Source organism: Cupriavidus sp. 05N40 (assembly GCF_056397305.1).
This window is the reverse complement of the sequence record NZ_JBFTND010000019.1, coordinates 14,331-37,811: the sequence shown is the minus strand read 5'-3', so window position 1 is coordinate 37,811 and position 23,481 is coordinate 14,331. Positions and strand designations below refer to the sequence as shown.

The window sequence follows — 23,481 nt, the reverse complement described above, 5'->3', positions numbered from 1 at the left end:
GTACGCTCATGGCGCGGCGCCTGGGGCTTGCGCGGCATGGGCGGCACGGGCGGCATCGCCGGCGGGACGCGGCAGCGGCTGCTTGCTCACGCGTTCCTTGAGCCAGGTGGCGGCCTTGCCGAGCGGCCGCTGCTTGTGCCACACCAGTTCCATCGCCACCGGCCAGTCCTGGTCGTCGAATTCCAGCACCGGGGACACCAGTTGCGCCGCCGCCGGCGAATTGGCCGCCACGTGCCACGGCACGAAGGCCCAGCCAAGGCGCCGCTTGACCAGTTCTACGATCACCCACTGGCTTTCCACCCACCACACCTCGGCCGCCACGCGCAGGCGCTTTTTCTCCTCGCTGTCGCTGCTGCGCACGGCCACCATGAGCTGGCGGTAGCGCTTGAGCTCCTCCCAGCCCACGCGCTGGTCGGCCAGCGGATGATCCGGCGCGCAGATGATCKGCATCGGCACCCAGCCCAGCGCGCGAAAGCCCAGCTCGGGCGGCAGCACTTCCTGGCGCCACATCAGGCCGAGGTCCGCGCTGCCTTCCAGCACCAGGCGGCTGACATCCTCCATCAGCGGGAACAGCAGTTCCAGCTCGACCGCCGGGAAGCGCGTCGAGAACTCTTCGAGCATCACGCCCAGCGTCTCCTCCGGATACAGCTCGTCCACCGCCAGCACCAGACGGCTTTCCACACCCTCGCCCAGGCTCTTGGCCACCCCGCGGAAGTGCTCGCAGCGCTCCAGGATCACGCGCGCCTCGGCCAGCAGGCGCTCGCCGGCGGCGGTCAGCACGGGATAGCGCGCGCTGCGGTCGAACAGCTGGTTGCCGAGGTCGATCTCCAGATTGGAGACGGCCGCGCTGACCACCGACTGCGCCTTGCCGAGCCGGCGCGCGGCGGCCGAGAAAGAGCCGCATTCGGCGGCGGCGGCGAAGGCCTGCAACTGTTCGAGGGAAAGGCTCATGTGATGCTCCCGGCCGCCACCAGACCGGAGGGCGACAATCTATCTGTTAAAGCGATGGATACCAACTTTACCATCATCGTAATCCAGATAGAATGGCCTCCATCGTGTTGTCACACAGGAAGGATCATGCGTACGACAAAGGACCGGATTCGCCACACCATCGGCTTCGAAGTCATCGGCCTGTTTATCTTCGCGCCGCTCGCCAGCCTGGTGTTCGGCTTCGCCCTGCACCAGATGGGCGTCATCGCCGTGGTCGCCTCGGTCATCGCCGCCGGCTGGAACTATCTCTACAACCTGCTGTTCGACAAGGCCATGCTGCGGTTCACCGGACAGCTGCGCAAACCCGTGGCGGTGCGCGTGCTTCACGCGATCCTGTTCGAGGCAGGCCTGCTCGTGGTGTTCCTGCCGCTGGTGTCGTGGTACCTCGACATGAGCCTGTTCGACGCCTTCGTCATGGATATCGCCGTGGCGGCGTTCTATGTGGTCTATGCGTTTATCTACAACTGGGCCTACGACACCGTGTTCCCGGTCGGCAAGACCGCGGCAAGCCAAAAGCCGGCGGTGCTGGCGGAGCCGTGCAGCCGCTAAGGCCAGGCGCGGCACGACAAGAAAAACGGATGCCGGCGGCATCCGTTTTTTATTGTCCGGCACGCAGCCGGTATGCACCCGGCATGCAAGGCCGGGGAGGCTCAGTGGCGCTCCGGCGTCGCCACGTTACCCACCACGCCGCCCAGCGCGGCACCGCCGAGGGTCGCGGCCGGGCCGCCGATCAGCGCCGCGCCGGCTACGCCGCCGACGCCTGCACCGATTGCCGTATTGCGCTGCTTGGGGGTGATGTCGGCACAACCCGCCGCGCTCAGCAGGGTGGCCAGCACAAGTGTCAGGGTCAGGGTACGCATGGTGGGGCTCCTTTCTGGATTTGCGTGGGCGCCGGGCAAGGGAGCCGGGCGCGTCTCATGCACCAAGTATGGCGTCGCGCAAAGCACTTCGGGAGCGGGCCCAGGCCGAACCTCCTGTCGGACGATTCCCACAAGTGACCCGGCCGAGGATGGGGCGGGACGGCGTGCGCCCTGCTCTCACGGGTTATCCCCCATCGCCGCATGCTTGAAGCGCGCCGCCATTTAGTTATACTCCATAACAAATCTGCGGCTTGCCCTCCGCCGTGCACGGACACGCGGCAAGCCACGACAAAAGCGATGGAGACAACACCATGAAGATCGCGATAGCCGGCGGCGGCATCGGCGGCCTGACGCTGGCACTGCTGTGCCACCGCCACGGCATCGAGGCCGAGGTCTGGGAAGCCAGCGAGACCATGCGCCCGCTCGGCGTGGGCATCAACCTGCTGCCGCACGCGGTGCGCGAGCTGGCCGAGCTCGGCCTGCGCGACGCCATCGCGGAGCTCGCCGTACCGACTTCGTCGCTGTCCTACTACAACAAGCTCGGCCAGCGCATCTGGCACGAGCCGCGCGGCCTCGCCGCCGGCTACGAGCTGCCGCAGTTTTCCATCCATCGCGGCGAGTTCCAGATGCTGCTCTACCGTACCGCGATCGAGCGCCTGGGCGCGCATCGCGTGCATGCGGGCCACGCCTTCGAAACGGTGACCAGCACCGGCGCCGCCGCCGGCGAACCGGTCACCTTCACGCTGCGCCGCCGCAGCGACAACGCCGTGATCGCCGCGCAGGCCGATGTGCTGGTGGGCGCCGACGGCATCCATTCCGCGGTACGCCGCCATTTCTACCCGCACGGCGACGCGCCACGCTTCTCGCGCCGCACGCTGTGGCGCGCCGTGAGCGAGGCGCCACCGTATCTCGACGGCAGCGCGATGTTCATGGCCGGCCACCAGGACCAGAAGTTCGTGGCCTACCCGATCTCCGGGCCGCTGCGCCGCGAAGGCCGCTCGCTGGTCAACTGGATCGCCGAGCTGCGCGTGCCCGACCACGTCTCCGATACGCCACCGCGCAGCGACTGGAACAAGCAGGTGGACAAGTCCGTGTTCGCCGCCGCCTTTGCCGGCTGGCGCTGGGACTGGATCGACATTCCCGCGCTGATCGACGGCGCGCAGGCCATCTATGAATTTCCGATGGTGGACAAGGATCCGCTGCCGCGCTGGACCTTCGACCGCGTGACCTTGCTGGGCGATGCCGCGCACCCGATGTATCCGATCGGCTCCAACGGCAGCGCGCAGGCCATCCTCGATGCGCGCTACCTGACCGACTGCCTGCTGGCCAACGGCGCGCCGCACGACAAGTCCGGCGCCGGCTACGCGCTGCGCGAGTACGAGGCCGAACGGCTGCCGCGCACCGCCGCCATCGTGCTGCGCAACCGCCTCAACGGCCCCGAGCAGGTCATGCAGCTGGCCGAGCAGCGCGCGCCGCAAGGCTTCAGCGATATCGAGACGGTGATCCCGCGCGCGGAGCTCGAAGGCATCGCGCAGCGCTACAAGCAGCTGGCCGGCTTCGACCGCCAGTCGCTGCAGCTGCCGCCGCGCTAGCGCGTCCGCTCGCCGCCGGTCCGCCGGCATCGTCGTTCGTCAAATCATGCCCACCCGCGACCGGCCGTGAACAGCCGGCGCCATCGCCAGAGAAAATGAGAGAGGGAGACACCGTGCCGCGCCCCAGCTTTTGCCGCTTCGCCAATGCAACCGCGTTCCGCCGCCATAGCGTGGCGGCTGCAAGCCTTGCCGCCACCCTCGCCACCCTCGCCACGCTTGGCGCGGCGCCCGCGCTGGCCGAGGTGACCGTCGGCGTCAGCATTTCGTCGACCGGGCCGTCGGCGTCGCTTGGCATCCCGCAGAAGAACAGCATGCCCTTGCTGCCGGACGCCATCGGCGGCGAGAAGATCCGCTACGTGGTGCTGGACGACGCCTCCGACCCTACCCAGGCCACCAAGGTGGCGCGCCGCTTCGTCAGCGAGGACAAGGTCGACATCATCCTCGGCTCGTCCGCGGTGGCGCCGTCCATCGCCATCGCCGAGGTCGCCGACGAAAGCCAGACCGTGCAGCTGGCCTTCTCGCCGATCGAACTCAAGCCCGGACACGGCGAATGGACTTATCGCCTGGCGCAGCCCGTCAGGCTGATGGCCGAAGCCGTGGCGGATGCGGCGCATGCCAGGGGCGTCAAGACCGTCGCCTTCATCGGCTTTGCCGACGCCTACGGCGAAACCTGGCTCAAGGAATTCACCACGGCCGCCACCGCGCGCGGCATCCGCCTCGTCGCTACCGAGCGCTATGCCCGCTCGGACACCAGCGTCACGGCGCAGACGCTCAAGCTGATTGCCGCGCGCCCCGATGCCGTGCTGATCGCCGGCGCGGGCACCGGCGCGGCGCTGCCGCATACCGCGCTGCGCGAGCGCGGCTACACCGGGCCGGTCTATCACACGCATGGCGCGGCCACCAAGGACCTGATCCGCATCGGCGGCAAGGCCGTCAACGGCTCCATCCTGCCGGCCGGCCCGGTCATCGTCGCCGAGCAGCTGGCGGACAGCGCGGCGGTCAAGAAGCCGGGCCTCGACTATGTGGGCCGCTACGAAAAGCAGTTCGGGCCGGACAGCCGCACCCAGTTCGGCGCCCATCCCTACGATGCGGGCCTGGTGCTGCAGCGGATCGTGCCGGCGGCGCTCAAGCGGGCCAGGCCGGGCACGCCCGAGTTCCGCCGCGCGCTCAAGACGGCGCTGGAAAGCGAGCGCGATATCGTGGTCTCGCACGGCGTGCTGAACTACACGGCACAGGACCACTTCGGCTTCGACACGCGCGGGCGCGTCATGCTGACCACCGACAACGGCAACTGGAAGCTGCTGAAATGACGGCGCCCGCTGCTGCCGCCGGCGCGCTGGCGCTGCCGGCCCCCACGCTCGAACATGTCGCGGATTTCCGCTTCCGGCTGGCCCCGGCCACCGAGGTCGGCGTCAGCGCGCTCGGCAACCGCCGCGTGATCCCCATCCTCGACGGCGTCGTCACCGGGCCGCGCCTGCAAGGCCGCATCCTGCCCGGCGGCGCGGACTTCCAGCTGGTCCGCCATGATGGCGACAAAGGCGACAAAGGCGACAATGGCGACGCCGTCAGCGTGGCCGATATCGAAGCGCGCTATGTGCTGGAGACCGACGACGGCGCCCGCATCTACATCGTCAATGCCGGCGTGCGCAGCGGCCCCGCCGGGCTGATCGCGCGCCTGGCTGCCGGCGAGCTCATCGATCCTGGCCTGGTCTACTTCCGCACCGCGCCGCGCTTCGAAACGGCGGCGCCGGGCTACGGCTGGCTGATGCAGCACCTGTTCGTCGCCACCGGCGCACGCTACCCCGACCGGGTCGAAATGCGGTATTTTCGCGTGGTATGAGATGCCGGCCGCAATCCTGGACTTCCACACCGACGCAGCCCCATGAACACAGCCAAGGCGCGCCCGCGCCGCAGCCGCGAAGCCCTCGCCCCTGATCCCGCCAGCCCGGGTGGCGGCACCGATGCCGCCGCCGGCTTCGACCCGCACGTGGCCGACATCGACTACGGCGTGCTCGATAGACTGGTGGGCTACGCCATCCGCCGCGCGCAGATCCGCATCTACGAAGACTTCGTGCAGTCGCTGGCGCAGTGGAACATCACGCCGCCGCGCTTTTCCGCGCTGGTGATCATCGCGCGCAACCCCCATCTCAAGCTGACCGAGCTGGCACGCATACTCGGCATCGCGCGCTCCGGCGCGGTACTGCTGGTCGATGCGCTGGAAGACATGAAGCTGGTGGCGCGCCGCCCGGCCCCGCACGACCGCCGCGCCTACAGCCTGGTGCTGACCCCGGGCGGGCGTCGCACGCTGGAAGCCGCCACCGCGGCCGTGTGCGAGCACGATGCGCGCGTGGCGGCGGCCCTGAGCGCGGAGCAGCAAGACACGCTGCGTGCGCTGCTCGGCCAGCTGGCGCCGCCCGGTGGCGCCGCCGCCGCGCAAGCGGGCGGCCTCGCGGAAATCTGAAAACGGCGTCATCCGCGGCGCCATGTCCATGCGTTAACATGGGCACCATGCAGAAACGCCCCTCCCCACTTCTTCGCCGCCTGCTGCCGCTTTGCGCCGCGGCGCTGCTATTCGTCAACGGCCTGCCGGCCGCCACGGCAAAGACCGCCAAGGCCAAGGCCGCCCACGCTGCCGCCGCAACCACCAGGCACGCCGGCAGTGAAGCCGCCGAGCCCGCCGCCGCGCGCTCGGGCCTGCCGGCCGGCGTGATGGCCGCGCTCAAGCGCGCCCATATCCCCGCGGCATCCACCAGCTTCTATGTGATCAAGGTCGGGGCGCAGGCACCGCGCGCGAGCTGGAACGCGCAGGCGCCGATGAACCCCGCGTCGACCATGAAGCTGGTCACCACCTTCGCCGGGCTGCAGTTGCTGGGGCCCGCCTACCGCTGGCAGACTTCGCTCTACGCCGACAGCCAGCCCGGCGCCGACGGCACCGTCAACGGCAACGTCTACCTGCGCGGCCAGGGCGATCCCAAGCTGGTGCCCGAGGAGATGGCCAAGCTGGTCGCCTCGGCGCGCACCGCGGGCGCCACCACCATCAACGGCGACCTGGTGCTGGACCGCAGCTTCTTCGACGCGGCCATCGACAACGGCAACACCATCGACGGCGAAACCCAGCGCGCCTACAACGTCAGCCCCGATGCGCTGCTGTATGCGTTCAAGACGCTGTCCTTCACCCTCACCCCCGATGCCGCCAGCCAGACCGTGGCGGTTTCGGTCACGCCGGCGCTGGCCCAGCTCAAGCTCGACAACCGCCTCGCGCTGTCGCACGGCAAATGCGGCGACTGGCGCGCGCACGCCAACCCGATGGTCACGCCGCAGCCGGACGGTACCGTGCTGGCCTCCTTCGACGGCAGCTATGCAGCCGACTGCGGCGAGCACGTGGTCAATATCGCCACGCTCTCGCACAACGAGTTCGCCTGGGGCGGCTTTGTCGCCGAATGGCAGCTCGCGGGCGGCCGCTTCACCCACCAGCCCGCCCTACGCATGGGCCGCGCGCCGCGCGGGTCCTTCCTGCTGGCGCGCCACTACGGCCAGCCGCTGTCGGAGATCGTGCGCGACATCAACAAGTATTCGAACAACGTGATGGCGCGCCAGCTGTACCTGACCATCGGCGCCGAGATCGACCGCAGCGGTCCCGCCAGCACCGCGCGCTCGGCCAAGGTAGTGCAGCGCTGGCTGGGCCGGCAGGGCCTGGACATGCCAGGCCTGGTGCTGGACAACGGCTCGGGCCTGTCGCGCGAAGAGCGCATCAGCGCCTACGATATGTCGCGGCTGTTGCAGCAGGCGCTGGCCAGCGATGTGGGGCCGGTGCTGATCGATTCACTGCCGATCCTGGGCGTGGACGGCACCCTGCGCAACCGCCTCACCCGCGCGGGCGCTGCCGGCAATGCCTACATGAAGACCGGCACGCTGGCGGACGTGCGTGCGCTGGCGGGGTATGTGGATGCCTTGAATGGCGACCGGTATGTGGTGGTGAGCTATATCAATCATGCGAATGCTTCTGCCGGGCAGCAGGCGCACGATGCGTTGTTGCAGTGGGTCTATCAGGGAGCGCCCTGAGGTTTCGCGCTTCCGGGCTGAAGTCAAAGACAGCTTCAAGGCATCGCTGCCTTTGAAGCTGTCCTGGCTTTCAAGCCAGGCGGTGACGGTGAGGCTTGCGGCGCCGGGCGGAAAGTCAGCTCAAGTGCCCGGGATCAGTTGAACGCCGCGGCGGCCCGCTGCAACCGGTCCCTCACCCCATCCCACTCGTGCCCGGCCGGCAGGGCCTCAACCGCCAGCAGTCCGTACCCCTCCCGATCCAGCCTGCGCAACAGGCGGTACAGCTCGCGCGCAAAGGCCTCGGCATCCGCGGGCGCCGGCACCCAGGTACAGCGCGGATCGGTGGCAGCCTCGCGCCCCACCCAGGCCACTTTCGCACCGGCAGGCAGGTTCGCCAGTTGCGCGGGCAGGTCCSCCATCGACGACAACACCAGCGGCGTATGCGGTGCGTAATGCGCTTTCAGCGTCCCCGAGGCGCGCGGCGCGGCGGCGTCCGGCGGCAAGGGCGTCGCACCCAGGACGCCTGCCATCATCGCCGGCGTGATCGCGCCGGGGCGCAGCAATACCGGTCCGATGCCCTGCTCCAGCCGCGACAGGTCGACGATGGTGGATTCGATGCCGACTTCCACGCCGTCGCCTTCGAGCACGAAGACGCTGTCGCCGAATTCGTCGCGCACGTGCTGGGCCGTGGTCGGGCTGACCTGGCCGAACTTGTTGGCCGACGGTGCGGCGATGCCGCCGCGGCCGCGCTTGAAGCGCGACAGCAGCGCCTGCGCGACCGGATGCGAGGGGCAGCGCAGGCCGATGCTGTCCTGGCCGCCCGCCACCGCCGCGGGGATATGGGCGGCACGCTTGAGGATCAGCGTGAGCGGGCCGGGCCAGAACGCGTCGATCAGGTCCTGCGCGGCCGGCGGCACGTCGTCCACCCAGTAGCTGATGTCGCCGCCGTCCACCACGTGCACGATGATGGGATGGTTGGACGGGCGCCCCTTGGCGGCGAAGATGCGGGCGATGGCCTCGGGGTTCTCCGCGTCGGCGCCGAGGCCGTAGACGGTCTCGGTGGGAAAGGCGACCAGCTGGCCGGCTTCCAGCAGTTGGACCGCCTGGTCAAGTTCGGCGGGGGTAGGCATGCGCGACATCGATGGATCTCTGGGGCGGGGGTGAGGCGCGACGGCGGGCGCGCCGGGGGCCGGTCAGGGCTCGATATGGAGCGCCTTCAAGGCGGTGTCGAAGGCGCGCGCGGCATCGGCAGCCTCGCCGCCCACGCAGTTGACGTGGCCCATCTTGCGCGAGGGGCGGGCGTCGTTCTTGCCGTAGAGGTGGAGCTTGGCGCCTGCCTGGCCCAGCACTTCGTCCCAGGCCGGCGTACGCTCCAGGCCGAACTCGAACCAGGCGTCGCCGAGCAGGTTGAGCATCTTGCCGGCGGAGTGCTGGCGCGTGCTGCCCAGCGGCAGGCGTGCCATGGCGCGCACCTGCTGCTCGAACTGGCTGGTCTCGCACGCATCCATGGTGATGTGGCCGGAGTTGTGCGGGCGCGGCGCCATTTCGTTGGCGACCAGCGAGCCGTCCGTCAGCACGAAGAACTCGATGCACAGCACGCCCACATAGCCCATCTCGGTGGCGATGGTGGCGGCAGCGGCACGCGCGCGATCGGCGATCTCGTCGGAGACGCTGGTCGACGGCATGGTGGTGGCGAACAGGATGCCGTCGCGGTGCACGTTCTCGGCCAGCGGCCAGGTAGCGGTGCTGCCGTCGGCGGCGCGCGCGGCCAGCACGGAGACTTCGTAGGCCAGCGGCAGCATCTTCTCCAGCACGCAGGGCACGTGCTGCATGGCGCGCCACGCGGCACGCACGTCTTCGCGGGTCTTCACGCGGGCCTGGCCCTTGCCGTCGTAGCCCATGCGCGCGGTCTTGAGGATGCCGGGCAGCAGTTCCTCGGGCAGCTGGTCGACGTCGGCATCGTGCTGGATCACCCAGTGCGGCGCGGTGGGCACGCCGGTGCGCTCGGCGCACAACGCGAAGAACTTCTTCTCGCCGATGCGGTTCTGCGCGATCGACACGCAGTAGCCGCGCGGCGCGACGAAGGCACCGAGCTGCTCGAGCCGGTCCAGCGAGAGCGAGGGCACGTTCTCGAACTCGGTGGTCACCGCCGGGCACAGGCGAGCCATCTCGGCCAGCGCCGCCTCGTCGGTATAAGGCGCGCAGATGTGCTTCTCGGCGATGGTGCCGGCCGGGCTGTCCTGGTCCGGGTCGAGCACGCAGACCTTGTAGCCCATGGACTGCGCGGCCTGCGCGAACATGCGGCCGAGCTGGCCGCCGCCGAGCACGCCGAGCCAGGCGCCGGGCAGTACCGGCGCACCGGGATTGTCGAGGCCGAACTCGGCACGCGACTCGGGCGTGTGGGCTTCGACCAGGTAGGGATGGATGTCGGTAGGCATGGCGCTCTTTTGCGGTAAAACGGGGCTGGGCTGGCTCGGGCAGCGTGGACGTGCGGCGCTTACACCGGCAGCGTCATGGCGCGCGCGGCTTCGGTCTGCTTCGCGCGGAACGCTTCGAGCGCGGCGGCCAGCGCGTCGTCGGTGGTGGCCAGCGTGGCGATGGCGTGCAGCGCGGCATTGGCGGCACCGGCCTCGCCGATGGCGAAGGTGGCGACCGGCACGCCCTTGGGCATCTGCACGATCGACAGCAGCGAATCCTCGCCGCGCAGGTACTTGGAGGGCACCGGCACGCCGAACACCGGCACGATGGTCTTGGCGGCGATCATGCCTGGCAGGTGCGCGGCGCCACCGGCGCCGGCGATGATGGCACGCAGGCCGCGCGCGCGCGCGGTGGCGGCGTACTCGAACATCTCGTCGGCCATGCGGTGGGCGGACACCACGCGCGCCTCGAAGGCCACGCCGAAATCCTTSAGCATGGCCACYGCGTTCTGCATCACGTCCCAGTCGGAACTGCTGCCCATCACGACGCCGACCAGCGGCTTGACTGTATTGCTCACGTTCAAATCCTTATGAATCCCCGCCGCCGGCTTGCGCCCCGCGGCGGTGGCCTCCGCTCTCCCGCTACGGGGGCGGGCGGAGCCAACATCTTGCAAGTCCGGCCCACGCAGGCGGGACCCGCGCGGGTCATTACTGCAGTTCCTCGCCGGTTAGGCGCGTCAGCGCCTCGCGGTACTTGGCGGCGGTCTTCTCGATCACGTCGTCGGGCAGCTTGGGCGCCGGGGCGGTCTTGGGCCAGGGCTTGCCGTCGATGCGCACGGACTCGAGCCAGTCGCGCACGAACTGCTTGTCGAACGACGGCGGGTTGGTGCCGACCTGGTACGAATCCGCCGGCCAGAAGCGCGAGGAATCGGCCGTCAGCACTTCGTCCATCAGCGTCAGCGTGCCGTCTTCGTCCAGGCCGAACTCGAACTTGGTGTCGGCGATGATGATGCCGCGCGTGGCAGCGTACTCGGCCGCTTCCTTGTACAGGCGGATGGAGATCTCGCGCATCCGGCGCGCCAGGTCCACGCCGATGCGGGTCTCGACTTCGCCGAAGGAGATGTTCTCGTCGTGCTCGCCCATCTCGGCCTTGGCGGCCGGGGTGAAGATCGGCTCGGGCAGCTTCTGCGCGTTCTGCAGGCCGGCGGGCAGCTTGATGCCGCACACGCTGCCGGTGGCCTGGTAGTCCTTCCAGCCGCTGCCGGCCAGGTAGCCGCGCACCACGGCCTCCACCAGGATCGGCTTGAGACGCTTGACCACCACGGCGCGGCCCTTCACCTGTTCGACTTCGGCCGGGCTCACCACGCTTTCTGCGCTGACGTCGGTCTCGTGGTTCGGCACGATATGGGCCAGCTTCTTGAACCAGAAATTGGCCATCTGGTTGAGCACGCGGCCCTTGCCGGGAATCGGCTCGCCCAGGATGACGTCGAAGGCCGACAGGCGGTCGGAGGTGACGATCAGCAACTTGTCTTCGCCGACGGCGTAGTTGTCGCGGACCTTGCCGTGGCCGAGCAGCGGCAGCGAGGTGATGGAGGACTGGTAAAGGGCGTTGGACATGGTGGTTCCGAAAAAACGCGGAGCTAGGCGCACGGCCTGGAAAAGCGTCGTCCCCGCCGGCCCCCGCTACGGGGGCCTGGGCAGGGACTCAGGGGCATACGGTGGTGSCGCCGGCGGGCCGGCGGCACGGACTGCGATTTACTGCAAGGTCACTGCACGACCTGCGCCAGCGCGCCCGACTTGTACTGCTGGGCGATCGCTTCGAGCGCGACCGGCTTGATCTTCGAAGCCTGGCCTTCGCAGCCGAAGGCGATGTAGCGCGCCTTGCAGACCAGCTTGGCGGCTTCGCGGGCCGGCTTGAGGTATTCGCGCGGGTCGAACTTGCCCGGGTTCTCGGCGAAGAAGCGGCGGATCGCGCCGGTCATGGCCAGGCGGATATCGGTGTCGATATTGATCTTGCGCACGCCGAACTTGATGGCTTCCTGGATTTCCTCGACGGGCACGCCGTAGGTTTCCTTCATGTCGCCGCCGAACTGGCGGATTTCCTCGAGCAGTTCCTGCGGCACCGAGGACGAGCCGTGCATCACCAGGTGGGTGTTGGGGATGCGGGCGTGGATTTCCTTGATGCGGCCGATCGCCAGGATGTCGCCGGTGGGCTTGCGGGTGAACTTGTAGGCGCCGTGCGAGGTGCCGATGGCGATGGCCAGCGCGTCGAGCTGGGTGGCCTTGACGAAGTCGGCGGCCTGCTCGGGGTCGGTCAGCAGCATGGAGTGGTCCAGCTTGCCTTCGGCGCCGATGCCGTCTTCCTCGCCGGCTTCGCCGGTCTCGAGCGAGCCCAGGCAGCCGAGTTCGCCTTCCACGGTGACGCCGATGGCGTGCGAGAGCTGCACCACCTTGCGGGTCACGTCGATGTTGTACTCATAGTCCGACGGGGTCTTGCCGTCTTCGCGCAGCGAGCCGTCCATCATCACCGAGGAGAAGCCCAGGTCGATGGCGGCCTGGCAGATCGCCGGCGACTGGCCGTGGTCCTGGTGCATCACCACCGGGATATGCGGGTAGGCTTCCACTGCGGCTTCGATCAGGTGGCGCAGGAAGTGCTCGCCCGCATACTTGCGCGCGCCCGCCGAGGCCTGCATGATCACCGGCGCGTTGACTTCGTCGGCGGCCTGCATGATGGCCTGAACCTGTTCCAGGTTGTTGACGTTGAAGGCAGGCAGACCGTAGCCGTTTTCGGCGGCGTGGTCGAGCAGCTGGCGCATCGATACGAGTGGCATGTCAAACTCCTAAAGAAAGAATGGGGTGTCTCGGTATTTCTTTATGTCTTTCGAATTGTCGCTGGCACGCGCCTGCAGCTCTGGACGGCAAGGCACACATCCCGGCATCAGGCGCCAACCCTGACGATCTTCAGCGTATTGGTGCCACCGGGCTGCCCCATCGGCTCGCCGATGGTGAGCACGATGAAGTCACCGCGCTGCACCACGCCGCGCGCCAGCAGCAGTTCCTCGGCCTGCTCCAGCGCGGTGTCGCGGTCGGTGCTGGCTTCCAGCGGCAGCGCCACGACGTTGCGGTAGAGCTGCATCTTGCGCTGCGACGCCAGGTTGGGCGTCATGGCGTAGATCGGCACGTGAATGCGGTGCCGGCTCATCCAGAGCGCGGTGGCGCCGGAATCGGTCAGCGCGGCGATGGCCTTCACCTGCAAATGATAGGCCGTGAACAACGCGCCCATGGCGATCGACTGGTCGATGCGGGCGAAGGTCTGGTTCAGGAAATCGGTGTCGAGCTGGACCACCTCGGATTTCTCGGCCTCCACGCACACCGCGGCCATGGCTTCGACGGTTTCCACGGGATAGCGACCGGCGGCGGTCTCGGCCGACAGCATCACGGCGTCGGTGCCGTCCAGCACGGCGTTGGCCACGTCGGACACCTCGGCGCGCGTCGGCACCGGGTTGACGATCATGCTCTCCATCATCTGGGTGGCGGTGATGGTCAGCTTGTTGGCTTCGCGCGCCAGCCGGATCATGCGCTTCTGCAGCGCCGGCACGGCGGCATTGCCCACTTCCACGGCCAGGTCGCCGCGCGCCACCATGATGCCGTCGGAGGCCTGCAGGATCTCTTCCAGCACGCCCGGGCGGATCGCCTCTGCGCGCTCGATCTTGGCGATCATGCGGGTCTTGTGCTGGTGCGGCTGGCCGGCCACGGCGGCCAGCTGGCGCGCCATTTCCATGTCGGTGGCGTTCTTCGGGAAGCTCACCGCGACATAGTCCGCGCCCAGCGCCATGGCGGTCTTGATGTCCTCCATGTCCTTGGCGGTCAGCGCCGGCGCCGACAGCCCGCCGCCCTGGCGGTTGATGCCCTTGTTGTTGGACAGCTCGCCGCCGATCTTCACCGTGGTGAAGATCTCGTGGCCGAACACGCGGACCACCACCAGCACGATCAGTCCGTCGTTGAGCAGCAGCAGGTCGCCCGGGCCCACGTCGCGCGGCAGGTCTTCGTAGTCGAGGCCGGCGCGCTCTTGGTTGCCCAGCGAGCAGGTCGCGTCGAGGATGAAGGGGTCGCCGGGCTTGAGCGTGACCTTGCCGTGCTCGAACTTGCCCACGCGGATCTTGGGGCCTTGCAGGTCCGCCATGATGGCCACCTCGCGGCCGCAGGCCTGGGCCGCCTGGCGCACCAGCTGCGCGCGCTCGATATGGTCCTCGGCCTTGCCGTGGGAGAAGTTCAGGCGYACTACATCGACCCCGGCCGAGATCATGCGCGTGAGGACCTCCAGCGTGCTGGAGGCGGGACCGATGGTGGCGACGATCTTTGTCGAGCGGGTCATGAACACGTTTTCCTTGTGGTTGTGCGCCGCCGTCCGGCGAAGCCGGCGCGGCCTGCATCCTGCGAGCCCGGTAGCGCCGGCGCCAGGCCGGTGCCTTGCGCCGCGACGGCCCGCGGCGGACCGCTCATCCCGGACAGCATGCGCCGCCGGCCATGCCGCGCGAAGCCTGCATCTCAGCCCGCTGCGCGCTGTTCCAGCACTTCGAAGGCGGGCAGCTTCTTGCCTTCGAGGAATTCCAGGAAYGCGCCGCCGCCGGTAGAGATATAGCCCACGCGGTCGGCGATGCCGTACTTGGCGATGGCAGCCAGCGTGTCGCCGCCGCCGGCGATGGAAAACGCCTTGGACTCGGCGATGGCTTGCGCCAGCACCTGCGTGCCATTGCTGAACTGGTCGAACTCGAACACGCCGACCGGGCCATTCCACACGATGGTGCCGGCGGCCTTGAGCTGGTCGGCCAGCATCTGCGCGGTCTTGGGGCCGATGTCGAGGATCATGTCGTCGTCGGCCACGTCATTCGCATCCTTGACGGTGGCAGCGGCGGTCGCGCTGAATTCCTTCGCGCAGACCACGTCCACGGGGATGGGCACCGAGGCGCCGCGGGCAGCCATGATGTCGATGATGGCGCGCGCGTCGCCGACCAGGTCGGCCTCGGCCAGCGACTTGCCGATCTTGAGCCCGGCCGCCAGCATGAAGGTATTGGCGATGCCCCCGCCGACGACCAGGTTGTCGACCTTGGCCGCCAGCGTCTTGAGGATGGTCAGCTTGGTGGACACCTTGGAACCGGCGACGATGGCCACCAGCGGACGCGCCGGCTGGCCCAGCGCCTTGCCCAGCGCGTCGATCTCGGCGGCCAGCAGCGGGCCGGCGCAGGCGATGGGCGCGTACTTGGCGATGCCGTGGGTGGTGGCTTCGGCGCGGTGCGCGGTGCCGAAGGCGTCGTTCACATAGACATCGCACAGCTTGGCCATCTTCTGCGCCAGCTCGTCGCTGTTCTTCTTCTCGCCCTTGTTGACGCGGCAGTTTTCCAGCAGCACCACTTCGCCGGGCTTGACCTGGCTCACCTCGCCGGTGCCGTCGACCCAGTTCTGCACCAGCCTGACCGGCTTGCCGAGCAGCTCGGACAAGCGCACGGCCACCGGCGCCAGCGAATCCTCGGGCTTGAACTCGCCCTCGGTCGGGCGGCCCAGGTGCGAGGTCACCATCACGGCGGCGCCCGCCGCGAGGCAGGCCTCGATGGCCGGCACCGAGGCGCGGATGCGGGTGTCTTCGGTGATATTGCCTGCGTCGTCCTGCGGCACGTTCAGGTCGGCGCGGATAAAGACACGCTTGCCGGCAATTTTGCCTTCGGAGATGAGGTCGGAGAGACGCAGCACAGAGGTCATGGCGAAGAGGAAGAGAGCAGAAATCGGGGAAATTCGGCATTTTACCTGATCGCAACAGCCGATTTGCGCGTTTGCCCACCTTGCGCGCCATGCTCCGGGTTAGTCATCCGGCACATTTGGCCCCAAAGCTGCCGCTTCCTTGCAACGCACCCCCGCTAAGTGGGGTGAAACAATCCGCGCCTGTCTCGTACTCTGCGCAAAAGCGTGCAATGGGCAGAGAAGTTATGCTTGCACGAACATAGCCAGAGGCCTGCATTCAGACGGGACCCACGGCACTGTGCCGGGATGCACTTTCGGGAAAGGGCGCCGGCGCCACACGGCATACGCCGTTGTCGCGAAGCGAGGGGTAATCATGAATGAGGACATGCACCGGGCGATCCGTGGCTTGTACGAGGGGATTCTTGACGCGCAGGCCTGGCAGCGCAGCCTGCACACGCTGAGCAGCATGGCCGGCAGCGCGCACGCTTCGATGATCGTGCGCGACACCGATCGTGACCTGATGACGGTCAACGAGATGGTGCGCCCGGTACAGGAACTGTTCGCCGCCTACGAGAACGAGTTCCACGAGATCGATCCAGGCAAGCTGTTCGCGCACAAGCTGTCGCCCGGCCAGTGGTATATCGACGCGCGCGATTTCGGCGAAGGCTCGATGCGGCGCAGCCCGTTCTACCGCGATTTCTTCCACCGGTTCGACCTGTGCTCGTACGCTGCCTGCCTGGTCGAGCGGCAACCGCACTACGAAGTGTATTTCGCCCTGCAGCGCTCGTTCTCGCAAGGTGTGTTCACCGAGGCCGACACGCGCGCGCTTGACTGGGCCCTGCCCCATATACGCAGCGCCATGGCCCTGCGCGACCGCACCATCGGGCTGTCGGTGCAGGCGCAGTTGTCGGCGCAGGTCCTGGAGCAGATGTCGTTCGGCGTGATTGCGTTCTCGCCCGAGCGCCGCGTGCTCCTGAGCAACGGCATCGGCGAGCGCTGGGTGCGGCGCCTGGACCCCGCCGGCAAGACCAGCGATTGGCAGCTCTCGCGTGCGCTGGCCGACATGGTGGCCGCCGCCTGCGAGCCCGGCAGCCTGCTGCCGGCCCAGGCCGCGCAGGCGCGCCACGCCGACGGCAACACGGCGCAGGTGGTCGTGCTGCCGCTGCCGCCTTCGCACTTGTTCGCGCTGCCGTGGCAAAAGCCGGCCGCGCTGGTGGTGATCCACGAAGAGGCACCGTCGGCGCAGCACCTGCCGCTGCTGCTGCGCGACATCTACGCCCTGACGCCGGCCGAGATCCGGCTGGCGAGCCTGCTGGCCACCGGCATGGGACTGCCCGAAGCCAGCGAGCGCCTGCGCGTGCGGCATGAAACCGCCCGCARCCAGCTCAAGGCGATATTCCTGAAGACCGGCACCAGCACGCAGGCGCGGCTGGCTCGGCTGCTGACCCAGCTGGGCGCGGCGCTGGCCCCGGCCAGCGAAGGCGACACCCCGGCCTGACGCGCCGCAGGCAAGGCCTACGCGAACAAGCGCAGCCCGGTGTACACCGCCATGCCCGCCACGATCATGCCGACCATGCGCCGCGTCAGCAGGTAGAACAACAGCGCCACGGCGCCGGCCACCAGCTTGTAGTTGGTCGGCGCCGCCGAGAAGTGCCCTTGCCAGGTCATCAGGTCCGGCAGGATGATCGCGGCCAGCGCGGCCGCCGGCGCATAGCGCAGCGCGCGCTGGATGCGGTCGGGCACGCTCACGTGCTCGCCCGCCATCAGGAACAGGGCGCGCGTGACGATGGTCACCACCGCCATGCCGAACAGTGCGATCCAGATCTCGAGATGGCTCATGCGCGGTCCTCCCGCGATGGCGCCGACGATTGTGCGGACGACTGCGCCGACGATTGCGCCGACGACTGCGCGGACGCGATCGCATGCTCCGCCTTGCGGCGGCGGATACCGCGCAGGGTGGCGCGCGCCGCCAGCTCATCGCTGGCCATGCCCGCGGCGATCGCGCCCACCACCGCCGCCACCAGGCCAAGCCGGTACGGCAGATCGAAGCACAGCAGCGCCAGCGTGGCCGCCACCGCGACCGCCAGCAATGTCGAGCGCGAACGGATGGTGGTCACCATCACCGGAATCAGCGCCATGGTGCCGGCCAGCCCCAGGCCCCAGCTATCCGGAAAGGCGCTCGCCAGCACGATGCCGATGATGGACGACACCTGCCACATGGCGAAATTGGTCAGCGCCATGCCCCAGAAGTAGCCTTCCTTGCCGGGCTCGCGGTCCGGCGTGGCATAGCGCTGCATGAAATAGACGAAGTGCAGGTCGCCGTTGAACGAACCCAGCACGGTGCGGCGCCACAGCGGCAGGTAGCTGAAATGCGGCTGCAGCCCCGCGCTGAAGATCACGAAGCGCAGGTTGACGATGGCCGCGGTGAGCCAGATCGTCCACAGCGGCAAACCCGCCGCAAACAGCGGCAGCACGGCCAGTTGCGCCGAACCCGCGTAGACCAGCAGCGACATGCCGATGGCCTCAGGCACGTTCATGACCGACTTGCTCATGGCCACGCCGGTCACCAGCCCCCAGGAAAACACCGCCGGCAGCGACGGCGCGAAATAGCGCGCACCTTCGATAAAACCCGAGCGTTCGGCCGGATCAAAACGCTGCCAGGCGCGCTGCAGGGCCTGGGGGGACTGGAAAGTCATGACTCAAGGGATCGGGATGGGGCGGCACCGGGGAAAAACGAAGCCAGCACAGATGCTGGCACTCCCGGCGCGCGGGCAAGCGGCCATTATAGGCCCTGCCCGCGCCATCGTAAGCATCCGCTTAACTCGAATTTTGCGTGCCGGGAACCAGATCTCCCGGTCTTGGCTGGTCTCGTCTTCAAAGCGCGAGAGCGCTCGCCAACGCCAACGCCAGCACAACCTCAAGCAATCAACGGATCAGCGGATCAGCGGATCAATCAGTCAATCGAAGCCCCCACGCTCTTCACTACCCCCGCCCACTTCTGCCGGTCCGCCTTCACCGTGTTGCGGAACTGGTCGACCGTCTCGACGCGCGGCGAATTCCCCGCTTCGATCAGCTTCTGCCGGATGGCGGGCGTTTCCAGCGCCACCTTGACCGCGTCGTTGAGCTTCTTGCTGATATTCGGATCCAGCCCCTTGGGCCCGAAGAAGCCGAACCAGATCGTGCTGTTGAAGCCCGGCAGGCCGCTCTCGCCGATGGTCGGCACTTCGGGGATCACCGCCACGCGGCTCTTGGTGGTCACACCCAGCAAGCGCACCTTGCCGGCACGGTACTGCGGCAGCACGCTCTGCACCTGGTTGAAGATGCAGCAGACTTCGCCCTTGAGCACGGCCTGCAGCGCGTCGGGGCCGCCCTTGTATGGCACGTGGACCATGTCCAGGCCGGCGCGCGCGTTGAATTCGGCGAAGGCCAGGTGGGTGCCGGTGCCATTGCCGGTGGAGGCGTAGTTGTACTTGCCCGGGCTGGCCTTGACCTTCTCGATGAACTCCTTGACCGACTTCACGTCGAGCACGGCGGGATTCACGGTCAGCACGTTGGACACTTCGACCAGCGGCGCCACCGGCGTGAAATCGGCTTCGGCGTCGAACGGCAGGCTCTTGTACAAGGCCGGGTTGATGCCGTGCGTGGCAGCGGTGCCGAGCAGCAGGGTGTAGCCGTCGGGCTTGGCGTGGGCCACCACTTCGGAGGCCACGTTGCCGCCGGCGCCGGGCCGGTAGTCGTAGATGATGGTGGTCTTGAGCGACTTCTGCAGCGATTCCTGCAGCGTCCGGCCCACCATGTCCACGCCCGAGCCCGCGGTGAAGCCCATCAGGATGGTGATGGGCTGGGCCGGCCATGCCGGGTCCTGGGCGCGGGCCGGCGCCGAGAGCGCGCAGATCGCCGCCAGCGCGCCAAGGCCGGCGGCCAGGCGCGAAGGGCGGGTACGGAAGGAAATGCGGCGGGAAGCAATGCGGAACATGGGGGGCACCGTCGGAAGTGGAAATGAATGTGRAGCTACGGCAAATGGGGCGTGCCGGCCGGGGTCTGCCGCCCCGGGCCAAGCCAGCAAGATACCAATGATCCGCCGCATCACCAACGATCCAGTTCGCTTGACGGTATGCCATGTTGGTATAAGCAGACATGGCGCGCCGCCCGCGGGCAGCTAGCTGCGCAGCAGCCCCACCAGCTCGTCGATGTCGGGCAGCGGCGCCGCGGTCCCGGCCAGGCCTGCCCCGCCGTCTTCCCCCGCCTCCAGGATGCCGTCGGCCAGCGCGCGCTTGCCGTGATGCAGCGCGAGGATGCGCTCCTCGATGGTGCCGGCGCTGATCAGGCGGTACACCGTGACCGGGCGCTGCTGGCCGATGCGGTGGGCGCGGCCCATGGCCTGGTCTTCGGCGGCCGGGTTCCACCACGGGTCGGCGATGATCACGTAGTCGGCCGCGGTCAGGTTGAGGCCGAAGCCGCCGGCTTTCAGGCTGATCAGGAAGACATCGCCCTCGCCGGCCTGGAAGGCGGCCACGCGCCGGGTGCGCTCCGCCGCGGGGGTCGCGCCGTCGAGGTATTGCCAGGCCAGCCCGGCCTGGTCCAGGCCGCGGCGCAGCACCTGCAGGAAATCGACGAACTGGCTGAACACCAGCGTCTTGTGGCCGTTGGCGGCCAGCTCGCCGGCCAGCTGCACGAAGGCGCGCAGCTTGGCGCCCTCCTGCCCGGGATCCAGCTCGGGCGTGACCAGGCGCGCGTCGCAGGCCGCGCGGCGCAGCCGCATGAGCTGCGCCAGCACGTGGATGCGAGCCTCGGGGGCGGGCTGGCCTTGCCTGGTCCGGCGTGCCGGCGCGGCCACGGCGGCCTCGGCTGCGGCCAGCGCCTGGCGGCGCAGCGCTTCGTAGTGCGCGGCTTCCACCGCGTCGGGCTCGACGCGCAGGACCAGCTCGGTGCGCGGCGGCAGTTCGTCGAGCACCTGGGCCTTGGTCCGGCGCAGCACGAAGGGCGCGATCATGCGGCGCAGGCGCTGGGCGGCTTCGCGCACGCCGTTGCGCTCGATGGGCACGGCGAAGTGTTCGTTGAAGCGGACCAGCGAGCCGAGCAGCCCCGGGTTGCAGAACCGCATGATCGACCACAGCTCGGCCAGCCGGTTCTCGACCGGCGTGCCGGACAGCGCCATGCGGAACCCGGCCTTGAGCTCGAAGATCGCCTGCGAGCGCTTGGTGGCGGCGTTCTTGAAGGACTGCGCCTCGTCGGCGACGATCGTGTGCCACTCGCGCTCGCAGAACGCTTCGCGCGCCTGCAGCAGCAGGGTGTAGGACACGATCACCACATCGAAGGCGCCCGCCTGCCCGAGCAGCGCCGCGCGCTCGCCTTCGGCATAGATATGCACGCGCAGCGTCGGCGCGAAGCGGCGCGCCTCCTCGGCCCAGTTGCCGCACACGGAGGTCGGGGCGATCACCAGCGCCGCGCCGCCGGGCGCGCGCGCCAGCATCACCGCCAGCGCCTGCAGGGTCTTGCCCAGGCCCATGTCGTCGGCCAGGCAGGCGCCGAAGCCAGCCTCGGCCAGCGACATGGCCCAGCGATAGCCGTCTTCCTGGTAGGGCCGCAGCTCGGCCGCCAGGTTGGCGGGCAGCGCGGCCCGGCTGGCGCGCGCGCCGCGCAGGCGCCGCACGCGCTCGCGGAAATGGCTGTCGGGGTCGACCCCGGCGCCGGCCAGCACATCATCCAGCCAGGGCGCGGCCATGAGCGGCACGCGGATGCCGTCGGGCGCGCCGTGCGCCACGCTGGCGAGGTCGCGCAGCCGGGCGTGCAGGCTGCGCGTGAGCGCCACGTAGACCCCCTGCCCCATCGGCATGAAGCGCCCGGCGTGGCTGCCGGCCCAGGCCAGCAGTTCGCCCAGCTGCGCCACCAGCCCCTCGGCCACCTTGAGCTCGCCGACCAGCTTGAACCATTCGCTTTCGGTTTCGATATGCACCGCCAGCCGGGCGATGTCCGCGCTGGCCACCTTCAGCTCCTTGCCCCGGGGCCACTCCAGGGCCAGCACGCCGGCCAGGCCGGGCAGCGCCTCCACCACGGACAACGCCTCCTCGGGATCGGCCAGGGCCCAGTCGTACTCGCCGCTCTCCGGCGCGCGCGGCACCAGGAACGGCAGCGCATCGAACACCTCGGCCACGTTGGCAAGCTCCGCGGCCAGGTCGCGCTGGGTGGCGAGCGTCTCGCCCTGGACCGCGGCCATGAGACGTTCGCGTCCGCTGCCCGGCGCCAGCCGCGGGCCGAGCGGCCCGAGCGGCGTCACCGCCAGGCGCAGCGCCAGGCCTTCGCCCAGCGGCGCCAGTTCGGCGCGCAGGCGGCTCTCGGTCTCGAGCTCGCGCGTGCCGCCGCCATGGTCGGAATGCACCTGGAAATGGCCCGACAGCGCGCGCAGCGTGGCATCGAGCTGGCCTTGCGCCTCGGCCGGCACTGCCAGTCCGCCGGCGATCAGCTGCGCCGCGCCTTGCTGCGCCGGCGTCAGGCGGATCACGCGCAGGCGCTGCGAGCCTTCGCGCAGCACGGTGACCTGGCGCAGCGCTTGGGCATCGGCGCGGCTGCCGGCGGGCAGGAAGCTGTCCATGGCCGGCGCCTCGCGCAACGGCGGAGAGATGCGCAGCACGTAGCGCGCGCCTTCGCGCACCACCTCCAGCGTGGGGGCGCCTTCCACCACTTCCAGCGTCTGCTCGGGGGCCTGCGCCAGCACCACGCCCGGATGGCCGACCAGGGCCAGCATGGCGGCGGCGCGGTCGAGCACATGGCGGCGGCGGTAGGACTGGTCGCGCCGGATCGCGCGCGCCACGCGGGCGTCCCACGGTTCGAGCCGGTCGTCTTCCGCCAGCTTGGCCAGCGGCAGCGGGCGCGGCTTGTTCCAGCCGCGCGGCCCGCGCAGCTGCTCGAGCGGCTCGATCGCGCCGACGGCGCCGTCGGCGTCCAGCGTGACCGCCCACAGCAGCCGGCTGGCGCTGGCGCCGTCGGGCGCGCGCGTGTCGCCGGCCAGCGCCTGCAGCGCGTCGAGCGCCAGCCGCCAGCTTTCGCGTCGCTGGCCGGCGAAGAAGTGCTCAGGCACGGGTTCGCCGGCCGCCAGTGCCACCGCGCCCTCCAGTTGCCCATCCAGCCAATGCAGGCCACAGGCCTGCAGGCGGCCCCGCAGGCCTGCGATGGCCTCGGCGCGGGCGGCTTCGGGCTGGCGGCGCCCGCTGGCCGGCACCCCATCGCCCAGCCAGGCGCGCAGCAGCACGCGCCAGAACTGCGCCAGTGGCGGGACGTCCGGATGCAGGACGAAGGCGGCTTCGTCCAGCCGCGCGTCGCCGCGCTGCGCGTCCAGGGCGTGCACCCACAAGCCCCAGCGCCCTGCCGCCGTGGGCGCGCGCGCGCCCGATTCCGCCTGGCAGAACTTGCGGGCCCGCTCGAGATGCGCGGGCGAGCGCTGCGCCAGCAGGGACAGCGGGTAGAACGGTGCCAGCGTGGCATCCATCAGGCCCGTGCGTTCCCCGGATCCGGCCCGCAGCTGCTTGAGCGCAGCCTCGAAACCGGCCTGGGCAGCGGGCCAGTCGCCTTCCTGCACGCGGGCAAGCGCGCGCCGTGCCGTCTCGTCCCCGCCCGCGTTGCCGGCCTGCAGCAGCGCCAGCGCCCCCGTGACATCGCCCGCGTAGAGTTGCCCCATGGCCAGCGCGCCGCGGACAGGGGCCGGCACCGCCGGCGCATCCGCGCGTGCGCGGGACAGCGCGTAGTCCAGGCAGGGCCGCATCCGTGGGTCCCAGTCGTGGTGGAGGGACGCCAGCGCATGCAACACGATGCGCCAGCGGTAGTCCGGCGCCACGCGGTCGAGCAACT

At 69.3% G+C, this 23,481-nt stretch carries 20 protein-coding genes; 7 read left to right on the top strand and 13 right to left on the bottom strand.

Annotation, left to right across the window (positions count from 1 at the left end):
• Positions 1–6: 6 nt before the first annotated feature.
• Positions 7–951, bottom strand: a complete 945-nt coding sequence (locus AC1DO7_RS07025; RefSeq protein ID WP_477115928.1) for a LysR family transcriptional regulator — start codon at positions 949–951, stop codon at positions 7–9.
• A 126-nt stretch (positions 952–1,077) separates the two neighbouring features.
• Here AC1DO7_RS07025 and AC1DO7_RS07020 point away from each other — a divergent pair, with 126 nt between their 5' ends.
• On the top strand, positions 1,078–1,539 hold the full coding sequence (locus tag AC1DO7_RS07020) for a PACE efflux transporter (protein WP_441621522.1): 462 nt from the start codon (positions 1,078–1,080) through the stop codon (positions 1,537–1,539).
• A 101-nt stretch (positions 1,540–1,640) separates the two neighbouring features.
• Here AC1DO7_RS07020 and AC1DO7_RS07015 read toward each other — a convergent pair whose 3' ends face one another.
• Positions 1,641–1,850 carry a hypothetical protein gene (locus AC1DO7_RS07015; protein ID WP_441621520.1) on the bottom strand — a complete coding sequence of 70 codons (210 nt, stop codon included), beginning with the start codon at positions 1,848–1,850 and terminating at the stop codon, positions 1,641–1,643.
• Positions 1,851–2,161: 311 nt separating this feature from the next.
• Here AC1DO7_RS07015 and AC1DO7_RS07010 point away from each other — a divergent pair, with 311 nt between their 5' ends.
• From AC1DO7_RS07010 to dacB, 5 genes are all read left to right on the top strand, one after another.
• Entirely contained in the window at positions 2,162–3,442 is a 1,281-nt protein-coding gene (locus AC1DO7_RS07010) for a flavin-dependent oxidoreductase (RefSeq protein WP_441621518.1), read from the top strand.
• Positions 3,443–3,612: 170 nt separating this feature from the next.
• On the top strand, positions 3,613–4,752 hold the full coding sequence (locus tag AC1DO7_RS07005; protein ID WP_441621538.1) for an ABC transporter substrate-binding protein: 1,140 nt from the start codon (positions 3,613–3,615) through the stop codon (positions 4,750–4,752).
• Positions 4,749–5,282: a DUF3237 domain-containing protein gene (locus AC1DO7_RS07000; RefSeq protein WP_441621516.1), complete on the top strand. Its 534-nt coding sequence runs from the start codon at positions 4,749–4,751 to the stop codon at positions 5,280–5,282. Before AC1DO7_RS07005 ends, AC1DO7_RS07000 begins: the two co-directional genes overlap by 4 nt.
• 42 nt (positions 5,283–5,324) lie before the next feature.
• Positions 5,325–5,903 (top strand): MarR family winged helix-turn-helix transcriptional regulator, encoded by a 579-nt coding sequence (locus tag AC1DO7_RS06995; protein ID WP_441621514.1) that lies wholly within the window; start codon positions 5,325–5,327, stop codon positions 5,901–5,903.
• A 38-nt stretch (positions 5,904–5,941) separates the two neighbouring features.
• Entirely contained in the window at positions 5,942–7,504 is a 1,563-nt protein-coding gene (gene dacB / locus AC1DO7_RS06990; RefSeq protein WP_441621513.1) for a D-alanyl-D-alanine carboxypeptidase/D-alanyl-D-alanine endopeptidase, read from the top strand.
• 134 nt (positions 7,505–7,638) lie between these two features.
• Here the strand turns inward: dacB and AC1DO7_RS06985 are convergent, their stop codons facing one another.
• The 7 genes from AC1DO7_RS06985 to AC1DO7_RS06955 all read right to left on the bottom strand — a co-directional run bounded on the left by AC1DO7_RS06985 (position 7,639) and on the right by AC1DO7_RS06955 (position 15,657).
• On the bottom strand, positions 7,639–8,622 hold the full coding sequence (locus AC1DO7_RS06985; protein WP_477115927.1) for an L-threonylcarbamoyladenylate synthase: 984 nt from the start codon (positions 8,620–8,622) through the stop codon (positions 7,639–7,641).
• Between the two features lie 54 nt (positions 8,623–8,676).
• A complete protein-coding gene (locus AC1DO7_RS06980; RefSeq protein ID WP_441643545.1) occupies positions 8,677–9,921 on the bottom strand; it encodes a 5-(carboxyamino)imidazole ribonucleotide synthase in 1,245 nt (414 codons plus the stop codon).
• Positions 9,922–9,980: 59 nt separating this feature from the next.
• Positions 9,981–10,478: a 5-(carboxyamino)imidazole ribonucleotide mutase gene (gene purE, locus AC1DO7_RS06975; RefSeq protein WP_441643544.1), complete on the bottom strand. Its 498-nt coding sequence runs from the start codon at positions 10,476–10,478 to the stop codon at positions 9,981–9,983.
• A gap of 130 nt (positions 10,479–10,608) precedes the next feature.
• Complete coding sequence (locus AC1DO7_RS06970; protein WP_441621505.1) at positions 10,609–11,517, bottom strand: phosphoribosylaminoimidazolesuccinocarboxamide synthase; 909 nt, start codon at positions 11,515–11,517, stop codon at positions 10,609–10,611.
• A gap of 149 nt (positions 11,518–11,666) precedes the next feature.
• Positions 11,667–12,731 (bottom strand): class II fructose-bisphosphate aldolase, encoded by a 1,065-nt coding sequence (gene fba, locus AC1DO7_RS06965; RefSeq protein WP_441621503.1) that lies wholly within the window; start codon positions 12,729–12,731, stop codon positions 11,667–11,669.
• Positions 12,732–12,838: 107 nt separating this feature from the next.
• Positions 12,839–14,275, bottom strand: coding sequence for a pyruvate kinase (gene pyk, locus AC1DO7_RS06960; RefSeq protein ID WP_441621501.1), 1,437 nt, complete (start codon positions 14,273–14,275; stop codon positions 12,839–12,841).
• Between the two features lie 173 nt (positions 14,276–14,448).
• Positions 14,449–15,657, bottom strand: a complete 1,209-nt coding sequence (locus tag AC1DO7_RS06955; protein WP_441621499.1) for a phosphoglycerate kinase — start codon at positions 15,655–15,657, stop codon at positions 14,449–14,451.
• 352 nt (positions 15,658–16,009) lie between these two features.
• Here AC1DO7_RS06955 and AC1DO7_RS06950 point away from each other — a divergent pair, with 352 nt between their 5' ends.
• Positions 16,010–17,134, top strand: a complete 1,125-nt coding sequence (locus AC1DO7_RS06950) for a helix-turn-helix transcriptional regulator (RefSeq protein ID WP_477115926.1) — start codon at positions 16,010–16,012, stop codon at positions 17,132–17,134.
• Between the two features lie 17 nt (positions 17,135–17,151).
• On the opposite strand, the gene AC1DO7_RS06945 is transcribed toward AC1DO7_RS06950, so the two are convergent.
• From AC1DO7_RS06945 to AC1DO7_RS06930, 4 genes are all read right to left on the bottom strand, one after another.
• Entirely contained in the window at positions 17,152–17,475 is a 324-nt protein-coding gene (locus tag AC1DO7_RS06945; protein ID WP_441621495.1) for an AzlD domain-containing protein, read from the bottom strand.
• Positions 17,472–18,332, bottom strand: coding sequence for an AzlC family ABC transporter permease (locus AC1DO7_RS06940; RefSeq protein ID WP_441621493.1), 861 nt, complete (start codon positions 18,330–18,332; stop codon positions 17,472–17,474). Before AC1DO7_RS06940 ends, AC1DO7_RS06945 begins: the two co-directional genes overlap by 4 nt.
• Positions 18,333–18,589: 257 nt before the next feature.
• Positions 18,590–19,612, bottom strand: coding sequence for a Bug family tripartite tricarboxylate transporter substrate binding protein (locus tag AC1DO7_RS06935; protein ID WP_441621491.1), 1,023 nt, complete (start codon positions 19,610–19,612; stop codon positions 18,590–18,592).
• Between the two features lie 183 nt (positions 19,613–19,795).
• Positions 19,796–22,714, bottom strand: coding sequence for a DEAD/DEAH box helicase (locus tag AC1DO7_RS06930; protein WP_477115931.1), 2,919 nt, complete (start codon positions 22,712–22,714; stop codon positions 19,796–19,798).
• Positions 22,715–23,481 lie beyond the last annotated feature (767 nt).